Genomic DNA, 25,429 nt, shown 5'->3' on the forward strand with positions numbered 1-25,429 from the left:
TGGGGACGATATCGACATGCACTCCCCACCAACCATCGCGATCATCGACGACGATCAATCGGTGCGGGAATCTTTGACCGATCTCCTGGAGGTTTTGGGTTTTTCGCCAACGTCATATGCGTCAGCCTACGACTTTCTAGCTTCTTCGTCGCTGTTGCTGACGGATTGCTTACTTCTCGACATTTCGATGCCCGGAATGAATGGGGTCGAGCTCAACGCGGAGCTCAAGAGGCGGTCGATTGCCATCCCTGTTGTGTTCATGACCGGGCACGCTCAGGAAGCTATCATTTCAGAGGCGAGATCAGCGGGAATCTGCCTCTTCAAACCATTCGGCGGAAAGGAGCTAAAACCAGCGATCGAGTCCGCTATTAAACGCTAGCGGAGACGTAGCCTGCCAGTTTTTGACCATGGCTGCGTATCAGCTTGTGAGAGGACGGCAGGGCGGATTTAAGCGGGCACCTCACGCGTGGAGGACGGAAGCCAAGCTTAGGCTACGCCGGCGGAAACCGAACAGAACCGGATTTACGGTCTCCATCCTGGAGCGCTCGCACGGTCTCGGCCAAAAACTCGGTAAACACCTGCAGGCGCTGCGTGGGCATCCTGCCAAGCGCATGGAGAACCTGGAAAGGCATCCGCTTGAGGCGTGCAGATGGTATCACCTCGAAGAGCGTGCCACGAGCCAAGTCTTCTTGCACGATCAGTTTGATTACGTGTGCGAGCCCAATTCCTGATTTCGCCGCCTGATGGATTGCCGCGGCTGTGTCGAGATCTAATCGGCCGTTTGGAACGAACTCGGTTCCGTCAGCAAACTGAACTGGATAAGTCCGCCCACCAATCGAGTATCGCGCAAAGGGCAACTCGCGCAGCATTTCGACCGTCGCTGGCGTTCCTCGGATCGCTTCGAACGACGGCGAAGCCACCACGACCATATCCAGCTGTGCAAGAGTGCGGGAAACAAGGGAATTTTGGTCTGCGTATCCTACTCGGTACGCTGCGTCATACCCGTCGCGGACGACGTCAGCGTGCCGGTCAGTCATGTCCAGTTGTAGTGAAATGCCCGGATACATCGCCATGAACACCTCGAAAATAGGTCCAAGAAGCTGCCTGCCGAATTCGCCCGGCAGGCTGACGCGTAGGTGACCCGATGTGTTCTGATTAAACTGAACGACATCGCCTGCTTGTTCCATCAGGTCCAGTATAGGGCGTATGCGCTCGTAGAGCGCCTCGCCTTCGTGTGTCAGGGTAAGGGTCCTTGTGGTGCGGCGGAACAGTTTCGCGCCGAGAACCGCTTCCAGCCGCGACACAGCCTTTGAGGCCGATGAAGGGCTTGTCCCAATACTCCGTGCGGCCGCGGTAAATGAGCCGGTTTCGACAGTTCGGCAAAACGCGAGTAAGCCCGCAGTTTCACTTAGGAGACCATACACAGAAATCCGCCTGTTCCCGGCTCTCGCCGTATAACGCCTGCTGTCTCGGACCACCTGCCCGCACAACACTGTATTGCCTGTTTTACGTGAGTCCGCAGTCTCATGATTCCATACCGATGCCGCATTTCGTGTAGTGGCCGATCGCCAGCCAAGAATAGTCGCGTCGGCGTTCTGTTTGTAGCAAACTCAGGTTTGGTAGCAGTCGCCGGCGCGCGGCTTTAATCGTCTACTGAGCGGGGTGTGAACGCGGTCACCTTGGGGACCTCGATCGCGAGAAAATCGACGAGCGACCGCACGGCAGGAAGAAGCCCGTTCCTATAGGGCATAAGTGCGCTCATGCGAGCGTCAGCGGCCATCCATCCAGGCAGTATCTGATATAGCCTCCCCGCCTCTATTTCCTCGCGACACATATATCCAGGCAACGCGGCGACGCCAAGATTTGCGCACGCCGCCTCCTTCAGAGCGATCATGTTGTTGCTCAGAAATCTCGGCTCTATGGGGACCTCTAGCTCTTGGCCTGCCGGGCCTTTCAGCCGCCACACCTCAGCTCCGTGACGGTCGTTAGCCAGCGTGGAATGTGACGAAAGGTCTTCCGGCTTGGATAAGTCGCCCGCCTGTCGGAGGTACTCCGGACTCGCGAACAAGTACCAGGGCACACTGGCGATCCCTCTTTGAACCAGGGTTGAATTTTGCAGGGACGCGACATGGCCGCGTAGCGCTACATCAAATCCCTCGGCAACCATATCGACCAGCCGATCGGTTGCGATTTCCACAATCTTCACTTTCGGGTATCTGTTCAAAAAGGTTGGGATAACGTCCCTTAGACCGAACTGAGCAATTTCGACCGCGGTCGTGATCCTGATCGTGCCGCTAGGTTCGTGTAGCCTCTGGCGGACGAACTCCTCGGCAGTGTCTGCCGATTGAAGCATGTCGAGGGCATACTGATAGAACTCCGCCCCTACGTCCGTCATGCCGAATTGCCTGGATGTGCGGTTGATCAGCCGCACGCCCAAGGAATCCTCGAGTTCGCGGACCCTATGACTGAGAGTCGATTTTGGTACGCGGAGACTTTCGCCGGCTGCGGTAAAGCCGCCGCGATCTACGACTTGAACAAAGAAATACACGTCTTTGAGGTCGAGCATTGGCACCTATCACTCTTCCGAAAAGGCTGCCCTCGCGAGACATCGCGGCGACCTATTAATCGGCGGCTTGATGGTATGAGGTCAAGTACCTGATGTATTCAGCTCACAAATTCGACAAAGTCTTCGATCGCCAGTTTGTGGTTAACCATGTTGTTCTCTGCGAGGGTGTTGTCGGCCCAGCCCAGCGACATGCCTGCCACCACCATGTCGGTCTCGGGAAACCCGAGTTCCTCGCGAAGCAATTGATGTTGTAGCGACCAAATCTGCTGTGCGCAGGTGTCCAATCCCCTCGCCTTGGCCGCGAGCATCAGATTTTGCAAAAAGCACCCGTAGCAGATGAAGCTCGCCCATTCGAGCTTCCTGTCCATGGTAAAGATCATACCGACGGGGGCTCCGAAGAATCTGAACTGACGCTCCACGTCCTTGAGCCTCCCGTACTTATCGCTTCGGGGGACACCAACCGCGTCGCCGAGTTGGCCACGGAATTGATTGAAGCGACCAACGAACGGGTCATGCAACGGCTGCGGGAAGAACGGATATTCCGGTGTCAGCTTTTCCGGGCCAGCCCGAAAGATCTCGACCGCTTTCGACGTGATGCGATCTCTGGCACTACCCGTCAGTACGTAACACCGCCAGGGCTGCGTGTTGCTAGAACTGGGTGCAAAGCGGGCTGCATTGAGGATGTCGTTGACGGTGTTGCTGGGAACGGAGGTGGCCAGAAAGCCCCGCTTAGCGCGCCTTTCCACCATGATCTGATCAACGAAATTGGCTCGGTCGGTATCGGAGTTTTCCCATTTCAGATTGGCGTCCATGACAGCTCCCCTTCGTTTTTTTGAGCTGTTGAAACAGTAGTGGCTCTCTCGAATTTTAGAAGTTCCTGTGCTTGTACGCATGGTCCAACGACTTGAACGATATGCCCCCGTTCGAGCGGGGCGTGCTCGCCGCTAAGCACCCATCGCTAGTGTCCTCCGAACATGCTTCTTATTGCGTGTACGAGGTCCGCGCGTGTTCCGTCGGAATGGCTTCGAGGAGGCGATCCGGCGTCGCCATGCGACCCATGTCGATGTAATCGTCGGGCCAGGTCCTCGATTAAGCGCGGTCGATCTGCAACGAGGCTATCGAACACCGACTTCTCGATCTCGTAGAAGGTGGCAGGTGTCAGCGTAAGAGACTGGCTGTTCTCAGGTTGGCCTGCAAATACCCCCCAGGCCCCGACGATATCGCCGGGAGCCAGTCTCGCGACGATCTCGCCCTGATCGCACCGCAAAGCTACTCCTCCGCGGATAATCAGCAGCCTGTCCGAAACGGACCCCTGTGGTAACAGCTCCTCCCCCGAACCCGCCCTCTTTTCAATCGCGCCGGCGGCGATCGCATGTTGCTCCTCCTCTGTCAAATCCGAGAAAAGCGGAATCGACTTCAACAACGTCAACGCCGAGGTCTTGGGGGCAGATATCTGGCCGTCTCGGAGGATCTGGCTTCCTGCCGGGCTCGCCAGAACAAGCCCATTGGCAATGCAGTGCCTGTATATGAGATCGATAATTTCGTTTTTGGCGGCACTCCGCTGAGCCAGAGAAGTAACCCTGAAGAAGAGCTGAATGTCGATTGCGGCCGCATCGATTCCCATGAGGGATGCACTCGATGGCGGCTCTTGGACAATGCTGTTGCAGCTACTGAGGGCATCCAACATTACCTTGAGTACAAAGGCAGGTGTGTGTGTCGGGACAATGCGAACCGCTAAAACGAGCAGATGCGTTTCATCGGGCCTGCTGACATTCGTCAACCCCTGTTTAGCAAGAACACTATTCGGCATTACAACCTGATTCTGAGCTCCGGTCAGGAGATAGGTCGAACGCCAATTGCTGGCGACCACCCTCCCCTCAGTTCCATCAGGGAGTAGTATCCAGTCTCCGATCGTATACGGCCTTCCGAGGGTCAGGGCGATGCCGGAGAAAACATCGCCAAGGGTGTTCTGAAGCGCAAGACCGAGAATTATCGCGAACACGCCTGAAGTGGCGAGAATGGTTCCAATCGGCACTCCAAAAACGAAGGCCATGACAGAAAGAAATACCCCGAGGTAGACGATGGCTACTAGCAGGTCCTGTATGAGGCGTGCCTCCCGCGGCCTTCCGTCAAGCACGATGTAGATTCGCACAAATCCGATCGTGGCCCAAGAAAGGTGCGTCCACCAAAGTATCTTGGCCGTCACCACGAGCGACCCAGTTCCATCCAGGTGTGGTGCGTCGAAGCGAAATGGCACAATGCGCGCGAAAGCGAGAGCCACGGTCATTGCGAAGAAGACGACGATCTGAGTTATAATTCTCTCGTTTGGCCGCGCCCGACCCTGGAGGTGCCACACGACGATGCCCGCTATGCCGAGCAGGTTGATTAAGTCGGTAAGAATGGTGTTTTGAGTCATACGGAACCGTGTTCGCGACGGATTGCGCGCAAAAGCCACTTTGTCCCGTCGCCTCTCAGAGGATTTTTACTCGCAACCTATCCTCCGTCGGACTGTCTCGATACTAAACCAATTGGTAGGGGCTCGTGTCGGATATGTCGATCCAGCCGGATTGAGCCTTCACGCGAGCGAGCCACGCGGCGATGGCCGCAAATCGCTCCATCTCATACTTTCCTTGATGCGCAAGCGAAACGTATGCAAACACTGCCAAGTCGGCAACCGTGTACCGGTCGCCCACTAGCCACTCATGGCTAACGAGCCAACGCTCCAACTTTTCAAGTCCCAAATAACCGTCAGCGTGAAGCCGCTCGATCTGTTGCGACATTTTGTCGGCCAACCCACGAATATGGTAGACCCTGGCCATGGCAAGAAAACGTTGGAGGTCTCCTTGTTCGAAAAACATCCAGCCAATGACTTGCGACCGCAAATACGGATCGTCATAGAGGTACGGCGTACCTTCGCTTAGGTAAAGAAGGATGGCAGCCGACTCGACTACACTCCGCCCGTCTTCGAGCTCCAGAACTGGGACGCGACTAAAACGGCTCAACTTACGGAAAATGTCGCTCTTGGTCTCACCCGACTCCAGGTCGAGCGTGCGTCTCTCGAAAGGGATCTTCAGCTGGTTTAACAGGATCCTTACCTTCCATGAGTTGCCAGAGTACCGGCTGTCATAGAGTTCTAAGCATCGCGTGCGTCCCCTCGTCTTTCGATCCAACGAGTCACACTCTAGTCACTATCCTACGGTTATGGCTATCGAATTTGGGATTGTATCCGCCAGTCAGGCCTCAACCGGAGATATATGATCGTATATGTTCCGCCTCGCATTCAATAGCTCTGATGTGGTGCCGGACGGCGTCACCGATCGAGACAATGCCCGCCAGCCGACCGTCTTGCTCCACCGGGAGATGCCGCGCTTTTTGTTTATTCATAATGTCCATCAGCCCGTTGATGCTGGTCGATCGACTGCAGGAAAAGACGTTCTTCCACATAGTTTCCGAAAGTCGTAGATCCATGCACGAAATGCCGCGCTGAGCTATGGCCGCGACTACATCTCTCTCCGTAAATATCCCCTCGATCCGGTTTTCGTGGTCTACTATCACGACGGCGCCGACGTGGTTCGAGTGAAGCAGGCGGCACGCGTGCTCCACCGTATCGGTGCGAGAAGCTGTTATGACATGGCACCCCTTCTCGATCAAAATTGCATTTACAGACATTCGGTCCTCCGCCCGTTCACCATTACTTCAGATCGACGTCACTCGCGCGAACACCCAGATGGGCCTCGACCTCGGAAGCAAAGGTCAGAAGGGCCGCATCGCGTCCTCTACCGGCGACGATCTGCAGTCCAACGGGCATCCCGTCCGCCGCTGCCGGAGACATCGGCAGAGACAGGGCTGGCATGCCGGCCAAATTGAACGGCGCGGTATAGATCATCAGCGCTTCTCGGATACTGCCGTTCCATGCGCCGATCGTGATCTGATCGGTTCCGAGCCGCGGTGCGGTGCACGGGCATGTTGGAAGAAGCAGAAAGTCGACATTGCTCATCGCGAAATCCAACTGTTGAACGAACTCTCGGCGAGTTCTCTGGCTGTCCGCGTAAGTTCCAATCGTTGTCAGTTCCGCCAACGCAAGGCGACTGGCGGTCTCGGCCCCATAAGTTGCCCGGACATGTTCTCTATCGTGCCGGCTGAAATGCACCATCCCGCCTTCCGCGAGGACAATTCCCGCGAACGCCTGAAATCCACGCTTAAACGATGGTACATCGTTGATTTCTACGACATCGTGGTGCGACCCAAGGGTGGCAACGGCCCGCTCGAAAGACCGCTGAACGTCCGCTGAGATCGGCAGGTCGTTGGCCGTGCCAAGAACCCCTAATCGCCACCGGGAAGTCCACGACGGGTTACTCCTGATGCCGAGGGCAGCCGCGATCACCTTCATATCGGCGACAGACCTGCCCATTACCCCCACGTGGTCCAGCGACGGAGCAAGAGGAAAGACCCCGTGTGTAGATAGCAACCCATAGCTCGGTTTGAAGCCGACAACTCCGCAGAGAGCTGCAGGAATGCGGACCGAACCGCCGGTATCCGTACCCAGCCCGGCGCTGACGGCTCCGTAGGCGATTGCCGCGGCCATCCCTCCGCTCGAACCGCCCGGGATTCTGTTGTGATCCCATGGATTTAGCGTATCACCAAAATGCTCACTCGCCGTTGTCACACCCCATGCGAACTCGTGAGTGGTCGTCTTACCGACAATAGCAGCCCCCTTTTTCTTTAGGATACGGACCATCTCGGCGTCCACACGAGGTACGTTCTCGGAATAGGTCGGCGAACCATACCGCGTCGCTAATCCGGCTGTATCGAACAGGTCCTTAACGCCGATCGGAACACCTTCGAGTGCTCGAGCCGTCCGGTTCCGATATCGGCGGTCCGACGAGGCTGCAGATAGCCTCGCTCCCGGGCCGTCGATTTCCGCAAACGCTCGGATCTCGGCGCGGCAGTGCCGGGCGGTTGCAATTGCCACCTCAACTGCGCTCGACGGCAACTGCCGCCCTGCAGCATAGTCAGACAGCAACCCGACTAGTGAGTGGGTCATGTCGGCTTCCATTGCCTACCAGAGGCTCTCGAGCAGGTCGAAAAGTTTGGCGCGAGCGCCGACACCGAGATCGTTCACCTCCCGCGGATAGTTTTCGAGCAGCAATTCAGCAACGTGTGAAAGCAGGCTTCTATCGAAGCCAATGTCCCTCAGTTTCGAGGGCAAGCCGAGCGAGGTCACAACGTCGCCGATGTCACTCGACAGAACGGAAGCAGCTTCACGTCCGGACGCCCGGCCATTGAAAATCCTCAGTTTGTCGCCGTAGAAGGACGCACAGGCTTCGATGACCGGAGCCAGCGTTATGCACGACGTGAGACTGTGCGGTACGCCGTAGGTCCCGCCGAGAATGTGACCGATACGGTGGCTCAAACCGTAAATCACGGATGCCGGAAAGAAATAGCATTGCCAGGCAGCCAACTGGAGTTGAAGCAAGTCGTCGAGTGTGATCGATCCGGCGTCGAGCGCGTGTTGTGTTTCGAGCCCCGAAGGCCACCGATTGAGAACGCCCAAAAAACGAGCCACGCCGCTGGCCGCGAGAACCGCGTGCGGGTGGTCTGGCCCTACCAGCCGCATCCCCTCAACGGCATGGTCGATCCCCTTGATGGCGGAGGAGAGTAGTAACCCGCGCGGTGTTCCTCGGATGAGTTCGGGGTCGATAATCACGATCCTCGGAGCGGTCTCCCTGACTGCATAGCCCCGCTTAAACTTGACCGCCCCTGCCGTTTCGGTAACACCGAAATAATGCGAAAACTCCGAACCCGACAATGTGGTGGGGAGGGCGACGATTGGTATATGTCTTCCGTGCCGCAGTTGATGGAAGTGCGACACGGCTTTTGCGGCGTCGAGTACTGAGCCCCCTCCGAGGGCGATGATCGATTTTGCCCCGGTGCTTTCGCAAGCCCACAAGGCGTTGTTCACGGCGGTTTCGGGAACATGCGGCGGGAAATCCAGGAACTCGCCAACGACGTCGGAGCCCATGGCGGCGACCACCTCGTTGGCCAGCCCAGCCAGCGGCTCCACCGTGAACACTATAGGTCTCTCGATGCCGTGGCGACTAAGTTTGGTCAGGGCATCGGCGAGAACTTGGCGGCCCCAGACGACTTTTTCTTGCGGTAGAAAATCAAGCTGCTGCATGTTTCACTCCTGCCATCCGGGGCATGTCGTCGTTTACGACAGGGCCGGCACAGGTGCTGGGCGGTACGCGATATGGCGTTCGATCTCGCGGCGTTCGCTCTCAAGATGTTCCGGGAGGCATAGCTTCTGGCCTAAGAAGTCGGCGTCTTCGTCTATCGAATAGCGGTTCGGGGTGGAAAGTCCGCAAATGTGCCCATCCGGATCACGGAAGAGGAACTGGCGTGCGTATACCGTGTCCTGAATTGTAGACACGTCTATCCCAACTTTCTTGAACCGCGCATGTTCGTCGGCGAGAGCGGCATCGTTTTCTACTTCCAACGTAAAGTGGTGCGAAAGTCCGGTACCAAGCCGGCCGCTCTTATATCCGGGCAAACCGAAGAAGGTCAGCACAGAGCCGGGCGACAGGTCCTCGTCGCAGGCATAATAGAAATGAGTTCCGCCTTTCTCGTCGAGATAGTCTGTCTTCTTGATGATCCTAAGTCCGACCTTCTCGACGAAGAAGTTCTCGGTTCTCTCCGCGTTGCTCGAAATAGATGTGATGTGATGAAAGCCCCGAAGGGCGAAATCGGATGTGATGCGGGACAGCGGTTGCGGCCAGGTTTCAGCGGCGACCTGCACTTCGTCACGACCACCGATCAGATTTTCCTTAGGCTGCGGTCGAAACCCTGAGCCGAGGACGGCCTCGTCATGGGAGAAGCCCGGCTCCGTCGTCGCTATTTCGATAATCGCGCCGTCGGGATCGCGCAGGTAGATCGCATGGAAGTAGTGCCTATTGTAGGGCCCGGTCACGTGGACGCCGTGATCGGAAAGGCGGCGCTTCCACTTCAGAAGGCCGTCCCTGTTCGGCACGTGCAAGGCAAGATGATGGTTCGTACCAGCACCCCAACGTCCCTTCGGATCCCCAACCCGAGGATTGGCGACGCCGTCACGCGTGGCATTCTCTTCGACGAAACCACCATTCGGCATCATGTAGAAGATTGGATTCCATTCGATGTACGTGATTGTTTCGCCACGCTGCGGCTCGCCCTCGAACGGTTGGAATCCAAAGGTGACGAGCGGAAGGCGCGCGTCATGGTGATGAACTGTCCGCTTCACGACCGGCAAGCCGAGGACTCTGTTGTAGAAGTCTTCCGTCCGCTTGATATTGGCTGCAACGAAAGTCTGGCTGTTGACGCCCCTGATGACCATCTGGTTCATGTTCCACCTTTGCTCGTTCGTTCTCGGCCTTGGCTGGCTCGATCGACTGCAACCGTATGATCAGGTTCTTTCCATCTGAAGCCGGCGCGACACAAACGAAGCGTTCAAAATTATGGACGCAAACCACGCGATTGGCATGCCCACGCCCGCCTGAGACCTTTTGAGGCCCAGATTCATGCGCGGATGTCCGCCAGGACGCGCCACTGAGACGATCGTCCAAATTTTTGGACGCACATTCCGGCTTTTGACGGCTTCTGACGCTGGTTGCGGTTCGCCATGTTCCGAGCACGGCTGTGGCATGAGCCCACAGCGACCAACCGGAGGCAGTTATGTCGAAACCAAAGTTGCTGATCGCATTCTATTCGCGGAACAGTTCTACCGAAATTCTCGCAAATGCAATCGCTCAGGGAGCGATCGAAGAGGGCGCAGAGGTACGCCTTCGTCGCGCGCGCGAACTTGTCGGCGACGAAACCATGTCCCAGGTGCCGGGCTGGCGCGAGAACGCGCACGCTATGAACCAGAAATACGAAGCTCCGAGCGAGGCGGACGCCGAATGGGCAGATGCGATCGTGTTCGGGACGCCTACCCGCTTTGGCTCCATCTCGTCCGAACTCAAGGCCTATATCGATGGTCTCGGCGGCCTCTGGTTCCAAGGCAAACTCAACGGCAAGGTTGGCTCGGTCTTCGGCTCTACCTCGTCCCTCCACGGTGGAAACGAGTCTACGCTGCTGTCCATCTACACCACGATGGCACACCTCGGACTTATCATCGTCCCACTCGGCTACGCGGACCCCGCGATGTTCAAGGCTGGCACTCCCTACGGCGCAACACACGTCTCCGCCCGCGATAGTCTGAAGCCGGACGACGATCATCTGGCCGTCGCACGCTTCCAGGGTCGTCGAGTCACTTCGGTAGCTCGCTGGTTGCTCCATGCAAAAATCCCGGGCGTTGCCGCCTGATAAAGAGAAGACGGTGTGGCCGTCGGCACATCGTTCGTCGACCGGTTAGGCATCTCAAAGTCCAGCTTCAGTCAAATGATCATTGCCCCAAGGCTCGCCGGCTTCGAAGGCTGTTCGCCCCTTCGGTCCGCCTTTCGAGCATAGACAGCAACAACCCAATGACTTGATCGAAGCCGAGGCCTCGAACGAGCTCTTGAAGAAGTCGGATGGCCGAAAGAGTTAACAACAAGATCGGTTCCGCGAGGCGCGCCATCGACAGTTTGGCCGTCGAGATCGCTGACGCGTCCAGCGAAAGCATCGTCATCTACGACGCGGCAGGTTGCATCGTTCACTGGAACGTGGCGTCCCACTTGCTTTATGGGGTCGCAAATTCGGAGGCGATCGGAAAGACAACGGCTGAACTGTTCGGGGAGTCAATGGATGAGCCGGGGCTGGACCACATGGTCTCAAAACGCTCCTGGCAGGGTATCGTCCAACGCCGCACGGCTGATGGAATACCGCTGCTCGTCGAAATCCGGGTGAGATCCCTTCGAGCCGCAGCAGATGCCACGGACCTCTTCATCGAATTCGGTCGCAGGGCCGATCCGCGCTTCATGGAGGGGCATTCGGTCGGCATCCAAAAGGACGGGGCGGCCGTCTGGAGTATCGATGTGTCGGGTGCGACCGCGGTTCTCCGGAAAATGGCCAGCGACAGAGAAGGCGGACCGAATTATCTACCCGCTGCGGCCCTCCGCTTCGCGGCCGACCATCTCAAAATCCAAGATCTGAACCTTACTGCCGCCAAACTGTTTGCAAACGAGGGGTCTCCGGCTGCAGTCATTGCTAGTAGCGGATATGGCTGCTGGCCAAAGAACCACAGGGTCGGAGCCGAAATGCTCACCGTATGGCGCGCCGGCGCCGACCATCCCTCGCTCATTTCCGTCAACGTGACCGGATCGTGGAACGCTCCCGAGACCTTTTGGGAAATCGCCGCAAGCGAGCAGCGCTATCGCAACCTGATCGACAACATACCTCTTCCTGTGTGGCAGGTCGACGCTCGTGCCATGAGCGGGGTTATCGAGAATCTCAAGGCATCCGGCATCGACAACATCGAGGATTACCTTTCGCAACAACCCGACCTGGTGCGTTTTGCCAGCGAGACAGTCGTCGTCACGGAAATCAATGAAAGCGCGATGCGTCTCTTCCGAGGCCACAGGAGAGAAGATTTCCTGCAAGACGTATCATATCTCTTCGCCGGCACACCGGATGCCGCTTCTCGTGTGCTCACTGCTCACTTTGGAGGCAGACGGAACTACAGCGAGGAAATGAAGATCCTTACTTTCGACGGCGATCTTCTCGACGTTCTGTTTTATGTTACTTTTCCTCAATACCCGGAGACGTTGGACAAGACGTTGATCATGATGATCGACGTCACGGAACAGCGTCGTATCGAGCGGCAGTTGAGGAAGATCGAAGCCGATTTTGTCCACGCCGCCCGCATTTCGGCTCTCGGCGAATTGGTGACGTCGATCGCCCACGAAGTACGGCAGCCGCTTTCAGTGATCGTCACTGATGCCGACACGGGAATTTTCTGGCTCGCTCGGGACGAACCAAACCTCCCCAAGGTAAAGTCGATTATGGCGCGGATAATGGAGAACGCCCATAGAGCGAACGAAGTGATTCGCCGAATAAAGGACATGGCGGTAAAGTCCGACCCTGTTCGCGATTTCGTTGATCTCAATGACATTGTGCGGGAAGCCGCCCTGTTTGTGCGATCGGAGAGCCAGACGCACCACATAGCGGTTACGACCAGGCTGGCGGGCGGGCTTCCCCGGGTCATGGGAGACCGTGTCCAGCTCCAGCAGGTCGTCGTGAACCTTCTGATCAACAGCATTCAGGCAATAGCGGCTAACAATTCTCGCACCCGTGAAATTTCAGTTGAGACGGCCCAATCCGCCGACAAAATAAGTCTCGTAATCAGGGATTCCGGAGGGGGCATCCGAGCCGATGACATCGACAGAATCTTCGACGGCTTCTTTTCGCGGAAAGCAGACGGCATGGGAATGGGGCTCGCCATTTGCCGGTCGATCATCAGTAATCACGGCGGTACGATCTGGGCCGAAAACGATGGGCTGCGTGGTGCTGTGTTCCGGGTGACGTTACCAATCGTCGACAGCTAGCCACAGTACATTTGAAACAGTTCGTCGTTAAATTGCAATCAGATGGCAAACGTTGGTTTACTTATTCGAGGAGGGATGAGTGGTAGAATGCACCCTGATCTGATGCCATCAATCCCGGTTGGAGGACCTGACATGGCAGACGCTGCCAAATCCATCGAGCCCCCTTTGGTCCCGCGACAGGTCGTACATATTGTCGAGGACGACGAGCAGTTTCGTCTATCGCTGCTAGACCTCTTCCAGTCGCTCGATATTGAGGCTGAAGCGTTCGAGGACGCAGCTTCGTTTCTTGAAAGGGCTTCCAAGGCTAGCTCGGGATGCGTTCTTCTCGACGTCCGCCTGCCGGGGGTCAATGGTATCGAGTTTCAGGCGAAGCTGAGTGCTAATGGGTTCGACCTGCCGGTAGTCTTCATGACCGCACACGGCGACGTCGCAACAAGCGTAACCGCAATGAAGGGAGGCGCGGTGGACTTTCTTCAGAAGCCGCTCCGGACGAGCGACTTGCTTGACGCTATCGAAGCAGCCTTTTCCTTGGATCGGGACCAGCAGCAGGAAAGATCACACCGCATCGAAATTCGATCCCGTGCCGACACTCTCACCCCCCGCGAGACCCAGATTTTCGGACTAGTGGCCAGTGGCTTGATGAACAAGCAGATCGCGTTTGAGCTCGGGATCAGCGAAATCATGGTCAAGCTCCATCGCGGCAGCGTGATGCGAAAGATGCGCGCTAAATCCTTAGCCGACCTTGTGCGGCAATATGAGCTCATCAGCTAGCTCTAAGCCTACCGTCGACATTCAACGCCAGGCTCAGCGCGGCCAACGACACAATCAGAGGTTCAATGCGTCCCAAGCCCCACACCATGGTCGCCATAGTTGATGACGATCACTTTTTGCTGGAGTCACTCCATGACTTCTTCGACGCGATCGGCATTCGCAGCAAGACCTACTGTTCCGCGGATGAATTCCTTTCCTCCGGTGATGTGAGCAAAGTGCATTGCGTACTCGCCGATCTCAAAATGCCGGGCACTAGCGGCCTGCAACTCTTGGACGCGCTGGTCAAGCAAGGTGGCCCCCCGGTATGCATCATGACGTCATTCGCCGACACGCGGACCAAAGCGGCTGCGATGAACGGCGGCGCCGCAGGGTTTTTGGAAAAGCCTATCAACTCCACCGACCTGCTCGCTTTCATCTCCACCAAGAGCCGACATTGACGCCTGCATCGAGCGCAACCCGGAACCGCGCCCGCTTCGGAAGGCGGCATTCGAACGCCAACGGCCCTCAACTACGGTTGACCGCACAAACTGACGTATAGTGCATATCCTCGTCCGTAGCGCGTAATTTCCTGTTCATTGCAACAGGAGTACAAAATCGTGTTTGGAGAGCGAGGCTCGATAAGCGTCAGCAGCCGGACGAAATCGCCTTGGAAAAGGACTTCACGCGGTCGCCCGCTGGGGCAAAAGGCTGAACCGACTGTCATCACGGTCTATGTGCCGCAGGCATACCCGAGTGGATTCCCCTTAGGCATGGGAAAGCCTCCATCCGATCAGCGTCCGAATTCGAAAACGGTGAAATGAAAGGTCATGAGGACCTTTGCATTTAACCTTCCGCCCCGTGGACATGCCTCCGCGAGCGAATTCCCTGTGTCGCCGGAAGGAACCGAAGGCCGACACGCGTTCCACCAACACAGACTTGACGTCCTTCAGGAAATAACCTCGGAGGCAGCGTGTGTGGCTATTCGCGACCGTCGTCTCGCTGCCTTTGACCTTGGGTCCGGTATGGACCGATGGAGCTAAAAATGAACGGAAGAGAAGCTGACTCCGGCGCAGAGGTGATCGAATGGCTTTCGCAAGGCCTTCGCGATGAAGCCTCATCCGAAAGAATTTTCGTACAGCTCTGCGAACGTCTGATGAAGGCGGGTATCGTACTTAGTCGAGCGACCTTGCACTTCAGGGTCCATCATCCGCAATGGTTGGGCACGCGCCTTGTATGGTATAGGGGATACAGTCAAGCGGACGTGCAAAACGTCGCATATGATGTCGAGGCGACAGACGTTTTCCTGCGAAGCCCTTTGCATTTCGTCATGGCCACCGGCAAGGAGGTCAGGCAGAAAGTCCAGGTGCATGGCCCTCACAAGTATCCCGTATACGACGAACTTCGCGACCAGGGGCACACCGATTACGCTGCGTGGCCGCTCGACCACACGCAGGGGCGTCGCCATCTCGTCACCTTTGCCACGGACAGGCCAGAAGGTTTCGATGAGGCTGACATCGCCTTGATCCACAGCACGCTGCCGCTCTTTTCCTTGATCACCGAGATCCGGCTTAAAAATCAGCTGGCGAGGACACTGCTTCAGACCTATGTCGGACCACACGCCAGTGAGCAGATCCTGGATGGTGCTACGACCCGGGGCAGCGGCGCCACGGTGAGCGCCGCAATCATGATCAGCGATTTACGGAATTTCACCCTCCTTTCCGGCAGCCAGCACAGGGATCGGGTTATCGAGATCCTGAATGAATACTTCGACCTGATGGCTGATCCAATAGAAAGGCACGGCGGGGAAATTCTCAAATTTATGGGCGACGGCCTGTTAGCTGTTTTCCCCCTCAACAAACCAAACGCTTGTCAAAGACTTGTCGGGGCGTTGACCGCTGCATGCGAAGCATTCGCACGCCGCACTTCAGCGACGTTTCCAGTCCAATTCGGCACCGGTGTGCATGTGGGGGAGGTAATGTATGGGAACATCGGCTCGCAGCGAAGGCTCGACTTTACGGTGATTGGCCCTGCCGTAAACCTGGCGTCAAGGCTCGAAACCATGACAAAACAACTCAAGCGGCCTATTTTGATCTCCGCGGACTTTGTCGCTTCCGCCGGATGTGCGGCCCAGACAGATTGCCTCGGGATGCACAGTATCAAAGGCTTCGATGAGATGATCGAGGTTCATGCGCTCAACATCTGAGGACCGCCTTCGGCCCGCTTAGCCAACCATGGTCTCGGAGAACGCTTCGCCCGACGCCAGGCGTCGCCAGGCCAAGAAAGTGGCGATGCGCAAACTTCGGTATAGCTTCAAGGTCCTACGTTTAGCACCTAAGGTATTCGAAACCTGCGATGTAACCTCTTGAATTCGGGAGCCCCGACCTCCGGCGGAGCATTGGCAGGCTACAGTTTCACTTACCATCAGCGCGCTGCGCCCACCATTCTGGATAGGTGGTGGAAGCGAGCACTTTGGGTCTCAACATGGCCGTCACGTCTTACACGCATTATCTCCGCGACCTTAAAAAGATCATCGATCGCATTCGCGACAGACCTTTCGAATTCGACTGCGCAGAGGTCCAACTTGCGTTATGCAAAAACGGTTTTGGGTATAGATGCCGTGATCGCGTCGAACATGGTCAGCTCTTCTCAGAGCATCACATGGGACCGTTGAACATCCACGATTGGCAGCCTGACCACGAGCAGCTCGGACGCGCCGAGATTGATGAGTTTTTCGAACTGCCCGAAGTTTTCGCCTATTCGGATCGCGCTCTACATGCCGAAAAGAACCCGTTGTCCGTCGCTCATTGGGATGCGACGATTGGAATTGTCGAGATCGAAGTCCGCGAGCGACATCTGCCTGCGCGTAGACAGCGTATGCTTTTCGCGGGCTTCTCCGACCGGATCCACGCAGAGTTCTTCCTCGCAGTAGAGCACGATCTCATAGTCCAGGATCACCAACCCGGAACCCAGTTGTACGAGTGGCGGGAGACTCTGCGCGACGAGGCAACGTCGCCGGTGATGCCTGGCTTGCCCGAAAGGCTCGGTTTGGTGACCTCGTGATCTTTACTGCAGCGCAGCAACGACTATAACGTAGGTATACGTTTCAATACGTTTCTATATTGATAGAGTAATATTCTTGCATGACTTAGATGTACGTGTTGCATGCAAGTAATATTTTACTTTGGAGAAAACCATGGAACGATCTTCTCTTGGCACGACACGACGAAACGTCGTAGCCGGAACACTTACCCTTGCCGCGGCCGCGGCCGCCGTCGGAGCGCAGCCAGCCTCGGCGGCCGGCAAAAAGAAGCCACAGCCGGTCACGTCCGATAGCCATAACTCTGTCACTGTCAGCGATGGCACGCGAATTTTCTTCAAAGATTGGGGTCCTAAGGATGCTCAGCCCATCGTGTTCCATCACGGGTGGCCTCTTAGTGGCGACGACTGGGACAATCAAATGCTCTTCTTCCTCGGAAAAGGCCATCGGGTAATCGCACATGATCGCCGGGGGCACGGCCGGTCTTCACCCGTAAACGGCGGCCACGATATGGACCACTATGCATCCGATGTTGCCGCGGTGGTAGAACATCTCGACCTCCGCAATACGATCCACGTTGGGCACTCGACCGGCGGCGGCGAAGCCGCACGCTACACAGCTCGCCACGGCAAGGGCCGCGTCTCCAAACTCGTACTCATCGGAGCTGTCCCCCCGATCATGGTGAAGACGCCCGCAAATCCGGGTGGCCTCCCGATCGAGGTCTTCGACGGGTTCCGCGCTGCGCTCGCGGCCAACCGCTCGCAGTTCTACTATGACGTGGCAAGCGGCCCGTTCTACGGTTTCAACCGTGAAGGAGTTAAGGCAAGCGACGCCACGATCAAGAACTGGTGGCGTCAGGGAATGGCCGGGGCCGCGAACGCGCACTACCTGGGAATCAAGGCTTTCTCCGAGACGGATTTCACCGAAGATTTGAAGACCATCGACGTGCCCACACTCGTGCTGCACGGGGATGACGACCAGGTGGTCCCGGTTGCTAATTCGGCAGAACTGTCCGCGAAGCTTCTTCGGAAGTCAACGCTGAGGATCTACCCTGGCCTGCCTCACGGCATGGCGACCACACACGCGGATCTCATCAACGCCGATATTCTTGCGTTCATTCAAGCTTGATAGGCGGTAGCGCGAGGTGACGAGCGCTCCCCCTTCGCCGGTGGCGTCCGCAAGCGACTTCATGATTACGCCTACCGGCGAAAAAACAGTTTGGTCCCCGCGTTTCCGATCTTCAGCTTCAGCCAATTTTGCAGAAATGGGAAAGGCCGCAGACATTCTGCGGCCTTTCTGACTGGTTGCTTCCTATGGAGGCGATCAGCGTGCCGGAGGCGGCGTTGCGGTCTTAACCCACTCGGAGTAAGCAGTGCGCCCAAGGTGGACGCCAAGCCCCGGCATCAACATTCTGTCATCGAGCACTACGCCGAAATACGGAGTCTTGTCGTCGACGACGATCTCCCGCTTGTCGCCAATCTGACGCAGGTACTTCGCCACGGCGTCCGAGATGCGGATCGGTTCCGGTCCCGCGATTTCCTTTACGCCGTTGGAAGGTGAACCAACCACGACCTCCGCAAGAGCGTCGGCAACATCATCGGAAAAAATTGGCTGCATCATCGCGGGAGAAAGGTGAACCTTATCACCCTGCGCACCGGACTGAGCAATACCGAACATAAATTCGAAAAACTGGGTGGAGTGAACGAGCGTATAGGGAATTTTCGACTCCCTGATAAGATTCTCTTGAACCAGCTTGGCTCGAAAATAGCCGCTATCCTGCAAGCGCTCGGTGCCGACAACCGAAAGCGCCACGTGGTGCTTAACACCTGCAACAGCCTCGGCGGATAGAAGGTTACGCCCGGAGGTCTGAAAGAACTCCATGACAGCCTTGTCCTCAAACGACGGAGAATTGGCGACGTCGACTACAACCTGCGCCCCTGCAAGCACTTCAGCCAGTCCTTCGCCGGTTACAGCGTTCACACCCGACGCTGGAGATGCCGCGACCACTTCATGCCCCTTGGCCTCAAGGCGCTTCACCAGTTTCGAACCGATCAGGCCGGTTCCGCCAATCACGACGATTTTCATTGTTCGCTCCTATTACGGTGATCTATCCGCAACGCCGGTTGATACCGGCACGGCAGGTTCCCTGCGGTCAGGTTCCAGTCCACAAAGGCAGCGATCGGCTCGACGAAGGTCGATCTCCAATGCCGCCGACCGATCATGGCCCGACCTGCGGAAAGTCTATGGGAATATGTCGATCAGCCTAGCTAAACGTAGGTTGGGGATAATCGTTTGCGCGCGAACTACACCCGCCGGCCGTCCGCAGACGAATGCATCTCATCGACAGGCAGCCTAAGGTTCGGCGTCTTAGTCCCGCCGTAGCATTTCAGCTTTGCGGACCAGATCGGGAAGAGAGCGGCTCTGCATCTTGCGCATAACGCTCATGCGGTGGAGCTTGACGGTCATCTCGCTGATTCCAAGCTCGTAGGCGACTTGTTTATTCATCAGGCCGCTTACGACGGCAAGCATAACCTCGGTTTCCCGCGGCGTGAGTGTGTCGGCAAGCGACCTCACCCGGTCGACCTCGGCAGCGGTGTTGCGTCGCTTACAATCCACTTCGATTGCATGATCGACGGCCTGGAGTAGGTCCGTGTTGGAAAACGGTTTGGTTATAAAGTCGGTGGCTCCCGCCTTCATTGCGCGAACGCTGGTAGGTATGTCCGCGAACGCGGTCAGGAAGATCACAGGGAGTTTGCTTCCTATCGAAATGAGGCGATCCTGCAAGTCGAGCCCGGTACCATCAGGCATCCTCAGATCGACGACAACACATCCCGGCGCTGTGGTGTCGGCCCGCTGGAAGAACTCCGAACCGCAGGAGAACGCAGACGCACGCTTCTTCGTGACCAGAAAGAGGTCTAGCAATGCTTCCCGCATCTCGACGTCGTCATCAACCACGTACACAATGGGTTCAGCGGACGCTTCCGGCTTGACGTTTGCGTTTTGCATCTTGTTGCCGCCTTTCAGTCTAAGCGTGCGTCAATCTGACGGGGTCGCGCCACAAAGTCCTGGCCCTCGGGATTGCCATAGCACAGTTCAGAATCGGCGGGACCATAAACCTTGGTTTGGGTCCCGTCTCGCACACATGCCAACGTTGCCAATCAGAGATACGCGGTTGCGACGCTCTTGTCCGTCACCTTAGACTCGGCGCAAGCCCAAACAGTGCCAGCGATGCCAAAAAGCGCCGGTAGACTTACGGCGGGAAAATCGCGCAGTAGAACAGACGCGGAGCAGATGCCAACCGCTACTTCCCACAGGTGGAAGCAGGCGTGAGCGATCAGCCAGAGCGTTGCGGCAGCCCAGAGCTCAATGCGGCGCTCCGTTTTGAACGTACCGATGGCGAATGCCAGCGCAATGAACCCTTGGATGATGCCGATATCTCGGATGAAGTGCTGATTGTAAAAGCCCGTATCGGTCACCCCGGGAACGAAATAGTACCAACCCTCGGGATCATAGAGCATGTGGATCGAGAGCCACCCGGCCATGACCACATTGAACCCCACCATTGCGAATACACAATATTTGAGAACCTGCATTTCAATCTCCTTCGGTTGACTGCCGGAGAAATTAACATCGTGACATATTCGAAACTGCCCAAACGAAGGTTTGGGCATCGAGCGCAAAATATCCGGTGGAGCGGACCCTGCAGGTCCATCTTCCAGGGGCGAACAGGGTAGGATCCGCCGCCGAAGGACTGGCTGAACCGTTGCCACCGACCCGCCTTCGAAGTGACGGGTCGGTGGGCATTGCCTCAGGTCAAATGCATGCCGCCATCTACGATCAATTCAATCCCGTTGACGAAGGTTCCCTTCGACGCGAGGAACAATGCCGCCTCCGCGAGTTCTTCAGGTCGGCCCATCCGACCTGCGGGGATCAAACCCGCCATGTGCGCCTCGAACCCAGGGCGGTCGGCCTCGCTCACGCCGAGCTTGCTGAGTATTTCGGTCTCGACCGGCCCAGGGCTTAGGATATTGACCCGGATACGACGGTCCCTGAACTCGAGCGCCCAGTTGCGCGCGAATGCTGCTAAGGCCGCTTTCGAACCGGCGTAGACCGTGTGCTGCGGAAGCACCTTCGTGGCGGCCAAAGAGCTTGTGACGATGATATTACCGCCGTCGCGGATCAGTGGGGCAACTGCCTGTACACCGAAAAAGACGCCGCGCGCATTGATGTCGAAATGCCGGTCGAATTCGTCCTCCGTGACCGTGTTCGAGCCCTCGAGGTTAATCACACCAGCGTTCGCAACATAAATATCGATTGCACCGAACTTGCGCTGCACCGTTTCGGCCAGGCGTTGATGAAAATCGATTCTCGAGACGTCGCCGCACACGCCGATTGCTTGATGGCCAATTTCCGCCGCGGCAGCCTCGACGACGTCCTCGCGGCGGCCGGTAATCAAGACCTGCGCGCCTTCCTCAGCGAAGCGCTTGGCAGTCGCCTTTCCGATGCCGCTATTGCCACCGGTTATTACTGCAATTTTTCCTTCAAGTGATTTCATGGCTTGAGCTCCGTTTTCGATCTCATCGAAATACGATCTGGAGCCGCAAGGTATTAGCCGGCCAGCTGGCACATCAATCATTCCTCAGCTTATCGAATAGACCGAAGAGGCTGACGGTCAGCGCTCTTCGCCCACGCCAAATTTTCGAATACCACAACCCGACCTGGTGTGCCGGGTGTCTAAGCGTGTAGATGCCGGAGACCGATCATTCGCCCTTGAGGCCGCAAGATGGTTGGAGGTTAGCGAGTCAATCGGTTTGCGAACTGATCTTGAAGAACAAGCCTCGCATAAAAAAGGGGCCGTCTCCGGCAAAGAGACGGCCCACTATGCGGATGCGGCTTCCGCAGTCCTCGGTGACGAGGGGGACCGAGGACAGTCAAGTCGCTTGGAAGGGGGAGGACCGCGATCTTGACGGTTGTGAGGTTACTCCGTCGGGGTTCCGATGATAGTTATACGTTGGTTTTGCCTGACACTAATACTTTAGGGAACTCAAAGGAATTGTCCGTGGCGAGCGCCTGGACCCTTGGCGCCGGAGGATCGACACCGCGATGTTTTCCGCCATCACAAGTGATCTGGAGTACCGAGGCGTCGCTCAGCACTAGCTGTCGAAGGGAGCATTCATGACGAAATCCGCTGATGACGGCCCCTCGTAGCCCGGCACATACCGCTGTCCGAAATCGCGTAGGAAATTGTCGTAGGAAGTCTCTGGCGCGTTTTTTACCATATGGCAAAAGCAGCTGGTCATCTTCTTCTTCAAACCGAGCCGTGGGAACGCTTCGACGATTGCTCTTATCTCCACCGCTGAAATCAGAAAATACTGCAGGCCCACGACATCGAGGCAGATTCCGGCTGTGCAAAGCGCCACTTCCGGTTCCTTGTAGAGTCCGATTGAGGGAGTTGAGTTGAGAGCCACGCTATCCCAGATGAGTTGCGCCCGCTGACCTACCACGCCGGCTTCCCAGGCGAAGCTTCTCGCGATATCCGCCCCTTCGACCTCGAAGCGGCGCGGCCCTCGGAATGAGGTGTTCAACGTCACATCATGTAGGAGGGTGCCTAGCGCCACGACCTCTTCGTCGTGATCGACATTCTGGATTTTAGCCAAACTTACCGCAAACAGCCACGATCGCATTACGTGATTGAATAAGTACGCCTCATATACTTTTCCGGCGTATTCCAATGCCTTCCGCACAATTTCCGTGTCTGGCACAACAACGCCAGCTAAAATACGTCTGCGTTCAACAGCCATTTGCATCTCCGGTCACGATTTCTTGGTTCAACTGGAGCGGCATGGTTAGATAAGTTGAAATATCTCCGACACTATACGTTGTGCTTATCGACCGGCGTTTCAGCTAGCGAGGACCGGACAACAGACCCGCAACCAACGCGAATCTGCCATACGCCCTGCTCGTCGAGGCGCTGGCGCCGTCGAAGGGAGACAGCGGAACTGTTTTGAAAACCGCATATGGCAATGCGTTCTCTGACAAGAGCCTGATCGGCAAGATGGCCCATTGGTGCGAACAGGCCGATATCCCGGTTTCAAACAAGAAGGCGGAAGACCGGATACACCTTGCACGGCCGTAAATCATATGTCCGAATGCTGGCCGAAACCGGCGCAACGTTCCAAATGCAGAAAGACATGCTCGGCCACACTACGACGCAGCAAGTTGCCCTCTACGCCGAGGGCGCCCCACGGCGGCGGCCGGCAAGCTACTGGACGAACGACTCGGAGCCAAACGAACGCGGCCCCGGTTGCGGGTTGGCGGCGAATGAAAAAGGAGCGGCTTTCGGGCCGCTTTTTTGTTTCTCAGGGGTACTAAAGGGGTACTTGATTTTTTTAGCCCCTCCCCCTCAACCCATTGAAAACAAAGGAAAATGGTGGGCCCGGAGGGAGCTCGAACCCCCAACCAAGCGGTTATGAGCCGCCGGCTCTAACCATTGAGCTACAGGCCCTGCCGTCGTCGCCGGCGGTTGCGGACCAATGGCAGTCCGCTGTGCAGGCTCTAGCGTAAAACCTTTTTGCCGACAAGCCATTGCCGCAATAGCTACACAATCAGTAAGCATGGAATCGAGGATAAACAACCGGAGAGAAACGTCCATGTTTTCTACACGCATTGCCCGTACCGTTCATGTCGCCGCAGTCGCAGCCGCATTTGCCGGCGCCTTTGCAGCCGCGGCGGCGGCGCAGGAGAGCACCGCCGGCAAGGGAGATGGCAAGGGGCGCCCGGACGGTGTCAGGGGCCGTCAGGCGGTGATCAAGGTCTCCGGCGAGGGCCGCTCGACGACCGCTCCGGACATGGCGATTTTGCAGCTCAGCGTCGTCAAGGACGCCAAGACCGCGCGCGAAGCGCTCGATGCCAACAACAAGGCGATGGCGGACGTGCTCTCGGCATTGAAGCAGGCCGGGATCGCCGAGCGCGACCTGCAGACGAGCGGCTTCTCGATCAATCCGCAATATCACTATCCGCCGAACAATGATGGCGGTAATCGGCCGCCGGAACTGGTGGGCTATCAGGTCGTCAACGGCGTCGGCGTGCGCGTGCGGGATCTGGGACAGCTCGGCGAGATCCTGGACAAGTCCGTGACCCTCGGCGTCAATCAGGGCGGCGGCATCGAGTTCACCAACGACAAGCCGGATGCCGTGATCACGGAAGCCCGCAAGGCCGCGGTCGCCGACGCCATCAACAAGGCCAAGGTTCTGGCCGAGGCGGCGGGGGTCTCGCTCGGACGCGTGATCGAGATCGCGGAGCAGCCCTCCCGGCCCGAACCGATCCCCGTGGTCCGCAGCATGGCGAAGGAATTTGCCGCCGCCGATTCGGTTCCGATGGCGACCGGCGAGAATGCCTATAACGTCACCGTCAACGTGACGTTCGCCGTCAATCAGTAACGGGGTCCGAAGCGCAAAGCAAAGAGCCCCCACGCCAGGGCGTGAGGGCTCCATTTCCGTCGGCCGGGGGAGACGAGACGGAAAACCGGGGATTTACCAGCGGCCGATGACCGGGCATCCGCGTGCATTGGCGAAAATGATGGCCTGGCGGTGCCCATGGCGGCGGCCTTCGACGACGACGCGGCGACCCGTGACGTCGGCAACATAGGCGCGGCGGAGCCCGCGATCGCGTGCCTTTTCGACGGCGAGGCCGGGTGCACAGCGGCCGCGACGGTCGCGGCGGTCATAGTGCCGGCGATCGCGCCAGTCGTCGTGGCGGTCATAGTCGCGGTAGTGGACGCCGCCGCCCGGACCCAATTCCAGGGTGAGCGACTGCGCCGAGGCCGTGGAAACCAGACCGGTCAATCCGATCACTGCAGCGACGGCGGCTTTAACGAGGAACTTTTTCATTGCTTTTCTCCGGTGTGACGAAGCGGTTCTGGTTGACGATTGAGGCAAACATAGGCCCGCCAAACTGAACGGCACCGGAACCCTCCGTTCATGCAGTATTCAGGTTGATCACGCCCCCGGCGCGCCATGAATCGCTCCAAACCCCCGGTACATTCCGGCAGGGTAAGTTATTGATCCGACAGGCTAAGGAGCGATTCCAGAAACGTGTACAAAGGTTCTTCGTCCGGACGTGCGTTGGCGTCAGACGGTTAAGACGGGCTCACCCCGCCAGCTCGCGCTCGAAGAGGCGGCTGTTGCGATAGTGGCTGAGTCGCGCAATGAGACCGTCCTCGATCTCGAAGACGAAGACGCTCGCAATGGAATAGGCCTGACCGGAGGCTTTGGGAAAGCCGGCCATCGTCTCGCGATAGGTACCGCGCGCGGTCGTATCCGCCGCCACCCGCTCACCGCCGGCGTCCCGCATCAACACGACGTCGCCGAAGCTCTCGTCGAAATGGCGGAAATAATTCATCACCCAGCTCCTGAGCGCGCCGGCGCCGAGGGTTCGCTCCCCGGTGGGCGAGTCGAACGCGACGTCCTCGCCGACGAGACGGGAAAGCGTGTCGAAGTCGCGGTCGTTCAGGGCTTCGATGAAACGGCTGGCTATCGTCTGGGCGTCTGTCATTTTCTCCTCCGCATTGTCCCCGCTTCACTC

General features: G+C 57.4%; 25 protein-coding genes and 1 tRNA gene. 9 read left to right on the plus strand and 17 right to left on the minus strand.

The features are described from left to right. Positions 1-16: 16 nt before the first annotated feature. Positions 17-379, plus strand: a complete 363-nt coding sequence (locus AC5J09_RS24070; RefSeq protein ID WP_494298679.1) for a response regulator — start codon at positions 17-19, stop codon at positions 377-379. Between the two features lie 112 nt (positions 380-491). Here AC5J09_RS24070 and AC5J09_RS24075 read toward each other — a convergent pair whose 3' ends face one another. From AC5J09_RS24075 to AC5J09_RS24115, 9 genes are all read right to left on the minus strand, one after another. Next, on the minus strand, positions 492-1,424 hold the full coding sequence (locus AC5J09_RS24075; RefSeq protein WP_494298680.1) for a LysR family transcriptional regulator: 933 nt from the start codon (positions 1,422-1,424) through the stop codon (positions 492-494). A gap of 218 nt (positions 1,425-1,642) precedes the next feature. Beyond that, positions 1,643-2,566 carry a LysR substrate-binding domain-containing protein gene (locus tag AC5J09_RS24080; protein WP_494298681.1) on the minus strand — a complete coding sequence of 308 codons (924 nt, stop codon included), beginning with the start codon at positions 2,564-2,566 and terminating at the stop codon, positions 1,643-1,645. Positions 2,567-2,664: 98 nt separating this feature from the next. Beyond that, positions 2,665-3,378: a nitroreductase gene (locus AC5J09_RS24085; RefSeq protein WP_494298682.1), complete on the minus strand. Its 714-nt coding sequence runs from the start codon at positions 3,376-3,378 to the stop codon at positions 2,665-2,667. 146 nt (positions 3,379-3,524) lie between these two features. Then, the gene (locus tag AC5J09_RS24090; protein WP_494298683.1) at positions 3,525-4,982 is read right to left on the minus strand and encodes a mechanosensitive ion channel domain-containing protein; all 1,458 of its coding nucleotides are present in this window, start codon (positions 4,980-4,982) and stop codon (positions 3,525-3,527) included. Positions 4,983-5,085: 103 nt separating this feature from the next. Further along, positions 5,086-5,736, minus strand: coding sequence for a glutathione S-transferase family protein (locus AC5J09_RS24095; RefSeq protein ID WP_494298684.1), 651 nt, complete (start codon positions 5,734-5,736; stop codon positions 5,086-5,088). Positions 5,737-5,806: 70 nt separating this feature from the next. Beyond that, complete coding sequence (locus AC5J09_RS24100; RefSeq protein ID WP_494298685.1) at positions 5,807-6,235, minus strand: CBS domain-containing protein; 429 nt, start codon at positions 6,233-6,235, stop codon at positions 5,807-5,809. 22 nt (positions 6,236-6,257) lie between these two features. Beyond that, positions 6,258-7,610, minus strand: a complete 1,353-nt coding sequence (locus tag AC5J09_RS24105; RefSeq protein WP_494298686.1) for an amidase — start codon at positions 7,608-7,610, stop codon at positions 6,258-6,260. Positions 7,611-7,625: 15 nt separating this feature from the next. Further along, positions 7,626-8,744 (minus strand): iron-containing alcohol dehydrogenase, encoded by a 1,119-nt coding sequence (locus AC5J09_RS24110; RefSeq protein WP_494298687.1) that lies wholly within the window; start codon positions 8,742-8,744, stop codon positions 7,626-7,628. A gap of 33 nt (positions 8,745-8,777) precedes the next feature. Further along, on the minus strand, positions 8,778-9,941 hold the full coding sequence (locus AC5J09_RS24115; RefSeq protein ID WP_494298688.1) for a VOC family protein: 1,164 nt from the start codon (positions 9,939-9,941) through the stop codon (positions 8,778-8,780). A 329-nt stretch (positions 9,942-10,270) separates the two neighbouring features. Here AC5J09_RS24115 and wrbA point away from each other — a divergent pair, with 329 nt between their 5' ends. The 7 genes from wrbA (at position 10,271) to AC5J09_RS24150 (ending at position 17,974) form a co-directional block, all read left to right on the plus strand. Then, positions 10,271-10,900: an NAD(P)H:quinone oxidoreductase gene (wrbA, locus tag AC5J09_RS24120; protein ID WP_494298689.1), complete on the plus strand. Its 630-nt coding sequence runs from the start codon at positions 10,271-10,273 to the stop codon at positions 10,898-10,900. Positions 10,901-11,106: 206 nt separating this feature from the next. Beyond that, the gene (locus AC5J09_RS24125) at positions 11,107-13,059 is read left to right on the plus strand and encodes a PAS domain-containing sensor histidine kinase (RefSeq protein WP_494298690.1); all 1,953 of its coding nucleotides are present in this window, start codon (positions 11,107-11,109) and stop codon (positions 13,057-13,059) included. A gap of 132 nt (positions 13,060-13,191) precedes the next feature. Next, positions 13,192-13,830, plus strand: coding sequence for a response regulator transcription factor (locus AC5J09_RS24130; protein WP_494298691.1), 639 nt, complete (start codon positions 13,192-13,194; stop codon positions 13,828-13,830). Positions 13,831-13,895: 65 nt separating this feature from the next. Beyond that, on the plus strand, positions 13,896-14,267 hold the full coding sequence (locus AC5J09_RS24135; protein ID WP_494298692.1) for a response regulator transcription factor: 372 nt from the start codon (positions 13,896-13,898) through the stop codon (positions 14,265-14,267). 584 nt (positions 14,268-14,851) lie between these two features. Next, on the plus strand, positions 14,852-16,012 hold the full coding sequence (locus AC5J09_RS24140; protein WP_494298693.1) for an adenylate/guanylate cyclase domain-containing protein: 1,161 nt from the start codon (positions 14,852-14,854) through the stop codon (positions 16,010-16,012). A 251-nt stretch (positions 16,013-16,263) separates the two neighbouring features. Then, positions 16,264-16,869: a hypothetical protein gene (locus tag AC5J09_RS24145; RefSeq protein ID WP_494298694.1), complete on the plus strand. Its 606-nt coding sequence runs from the start codon at positions 16,264-16,266 to the stop codon at positions 16,867-16,869. A 133-nt stretch (positions 16,870-17,002) separates the two neighbouring features. Further along, positions 17,003-17,974, plus strand: coding sequence for an alpha/beta fold hydrolase (locus AC5J09_RS24150; protein WP_494298695.1), 972 nt, complete (start codon positions 17,003-17,005; stop codon positions 17,972-17,974). 195 nt (positions 17,975-18,169) lie between these two features. Here the strand turns inward: AC5J09_RS24150 and AC5J09_RS24155 are convergent, their stop codons facing one another. The 6 genes from AC5J09_RS24155 to AC5J09_RS24180 form a co-directional block, all read right to left on the minus strand. Next, the gene (locus AC5J09_RS24155) at positions 18,170-18,931 is read right to left on the minus strand and encodes an SDR family oxidoreductase (RefSeq protein WP_494298696.1); all 762 of its coding nucleotides are present in this window, start codon (positions 18,929-18,931) and stop codon (positions 18,170-18,172) included. A gap of 282 nt (positions 18,932-19,213) precedes the next feature. After that, complete coding sequence (locus tag AC5J09_RS24160) at positions 19,214-19,852, minus strand: response regulator transcription factor (protein ID WP_494298697.1); 639 nt, start codon at positions 19,850-19,852, stop codon at positions 19,214-19,216. Between the two features lie 152 nt (positions 19,853-20,004). Next, entirely contained in the window at positions 20,005-20,439 is a 435-nt protein-coding gene (locus AC5J09_RS24165) for a hypothetical protein (RefSeq protein ID WP_494298698.1), read from the minus strand. Between the two features lie 215 nt (positions 20,440-20,654). After that, positions 20,655-21,401: an SDR family NAD(P)-dependent oxidoreductase gene (locus tag AC5J09_RS24170; protein WP_494298699.1), complete on the minus strand. Its 747-nt coding sequence runs from the start codon at positions 21,399-21,401 to the stop codon at positions 20,655-20,657. A gap of 598 nt (positions 21,402-21,999) precedes the next feature. After that, positions 22,000-22,647: an HD domain-containing protein gene (locus tag AC5J09_RS24175; protein ID WP_494298700.1), complete on the minus strand. Its 648-nt coding sequence runs from the start codon at positions 22,645-22,647 to the stop codon at positions 22,000-22,002. A 627-nt stretch (positions 22,648-23,274) separates the two neighbouring features. After that, a tRNA-Ile gene (locus tag AC5J09_RS24180) sits at positions 23,275-23,351 on the minus strand. 145 nt (positions 23,352-23,496) lie between these two features. Between AC5J09_RS24180 and AC5J09_RS24185 the strand changes: the two genes are divergently transcribed. After that, positions 23,497-24,285: an SIMPL domain-containing protein gene (locus AC5J09_RS24185; RefSeq protein ID WP_003537551.1), complete on the plus strand. Its 789-nt coding sequence runs from the start codon at positions 23,497-23,499 to the stop codon at positions 24,283-24,285. A gap of 93 nt (positions 24,286-24,378) precedes the next feature. Here the strand turns inward: AC5J09_RS24185 and AC5J09_RS24190 are convergent, their stop codons facing one another. Both AC5J09_RS24190 and AC5J09_RS24195 read right to left on the minus strand, forming a co-directional pair. Further along, complete coding sequence (locus AC5J09_RS24190) at positions 24,379-24,735, minus strand: hypothetical protein (protein ID WP_379938101.1); 357 nt, start codon at positions 24,733-24,735, stop codon at positions 24,379-24,381. A 259-nt stretch (positions 24,736-24,994) separates the two neighbouring features. Next, positions 24,995-25,399 (minus strand): ketosteroid isomerase-related protein, encoded by a 405-nt coding sequence (locus AC5J09_RS24195; RefSeq protein WP_494298701.1) that lies wholly within the window; start codon positions 25,397-25,399, stop codon positions 24,995-24,997. Positions 25,400-25,429: the final 30 nt, after the last annotated feature.

The sequence above is a fragment of the Sinorhizobium sp. genome, from assembly GCF_059070375.1.

What these genes read in the sequence shown, in the direction of transcription:
- AC5J09_RS24070 (WP_494298679.1), top strand. Translation starts at nt 17, where the DNA reads ATGCACTCCCCACCAACCATCGCGATCATCGACGACGATCAATCGGTG.
- AC5J09_RS24080 (WP_494298681.1), bottom strand. Translation starts at nt 2,566, where the DNA reads ATGCTCGACCTCAAAGACGTGTATTTCTTTGTTCAAGTCGTAGATCGC.
- AC5J09_RS24085 (WP_494298682.1), bottom strand. Translation starts at nt 3,378, where the DNA reads ATGGACGCCAATCTGAAATGGGAAAACTCCGATACCGACCGAGCCAAT.
- AC5J09_RS24090 (WP_494298683.1), bottom strand. Translation starts at nt 4,982, where the DNA reads ATGACTCAAAACACCATTCTTACCGACTTAATCAACCTGCTCGGCATA.
- AC5J09_RS24100 (WP_494298685.1), bottom strand. Translation starts at nt 6,235, where the DNA reads ATGTCTGTAAATGCAATTTTGATCGAGAAGGGGTGCCATGTCATAACA.
- AC5J09_RS24105 (WP_494298686.1), bottom strand. Translation starts at nt 7,610, where the DNA reads ATGACCCACTCACTAGTCGGGTTGCTGTCTGACTATGCTGCAGGGCGG.
- AC5J09_RS24110 (WP_494298687.1), bottom strand. Translation starts at nt 8,744, where the DNA reads ATGCAGCAGCTTGATTTTCTACCGCAAGAAAAAGTCGTCTGGGGCCGC.
- AC5J09_RS24115 (WP_494298688.1), bottom strand. Translation starts at nt 9,941, where the DNA reads ATGAACCAGATGGTCATCAGGGGCGTCAACAGCCAGACTTTCGTTGCA.
- wrbA (WP_494298689.1), top strand. Translation starts at nt 10,271, where the DNA reads ATGTCGAAACCAAAGTTGCTGATCGCATTCTATTCGCGGAACAGTTCT.
- AC5J09_RS24125 (WP_494298690.1), top strand. Translation starts at nt 11,107, where the DNA reads ATGGCCGAAAGAGTTAACAACAAGATCGGTTCCGCGAGGCGCGCCATC.
- AC5J09_RS24130 (WP_494298691.1), top strand. Translation starts at nt 13,192, where the DNA reads ATGGCAGACGCTGCCAAATCCATCGAGCCCCCTTTGGTCCCGCGACAG.
- AC5J09_RS24135 (WP_494298692.1), top strand. Translation starts at nt 13,896, where the DNA reads ATGCGTCCCAAGCCCCACACCATGGTCGCCATAGTTGATGACGATCAC.
- AC5J09_RS24140 (WP_494298693.1), top strand. Translation starts at nt 14,852, where the DNA reads ATGAACGGAAGAGAAGCTGACTCCGGCGCAGAGGTGATCGAATGGCTT.
- AC5J09_RS24150 (WP_494298695.1), top strand. Translation starts at nt 17,003, where the DNA reads ATGGAACGATCTTCTCTTGGCACGACACGACGAAACGTCGTAGCCGGA.
- AC5J09_RS24155 (WP_494298696.1), bottom strand. Translation starts at nt 18,931, where the DNA reads ATGAAAATCGTCGTGATTGGCGGAACCGGCCTGATCGGTTCGAAACTG.
- AC5J09_RS24160 (WP_494298697.1), bottom strand. Translation starts at nt 19,852, where the DNA reads ATGCAAAACGCAAACGTCAAGCCGGAAGCGTCCGCTGAACCCATTGTG.
- AC5J09_RS24165 (WP_494298698.1), bottom strand. Translation starts at nt 20,439, where the DNA reads ATGCAGGTTCTCAAATATTGTGTATTCGCAATGGTGGGGTTCAATGTG.
- AC5J09_RS24170 (WP_494298699.1), bottom strand. Translation starts at nt 21,401, where the DNA reads ATGAAATCACTTGAAGGAAAAATTGCAGTAATAACCGGTGGCAATAGC.
- AC5J09_RS24175 (WP_494298700.1), bottom strand. Translation starts at nt 22,647, where the DNA reads ATGGCTGTTGAACGCAGACGTATTTTAGCTGGCGTTGTTGTGCCAGAC.
- AC5J09_RS24185 (WP_003537551.1), top strand. Translation starts at nt 23,497, where the DNA reads ATGTTTTCTACACGCATTGCCCGTACCGTTCATGTCGCCGCAGTCGCA.
- AC5J09_RS24190 (WP_379938101.1), bottom strand. Translation starts at nt 24,735, where the DNA reads ATGAAAAAGTTCCTCGTTAAAGCCGCCGTCGCTGCAGTGATCGGATTG.
- AC5J09_RS24195 (WP_494298701.1), bottom strand. Translation starts at nt 25,399, where the DNA reads ATGACAGACGCCCAGACGATAGCCAGCCGTTTCATCGAAGCCCTGAAC.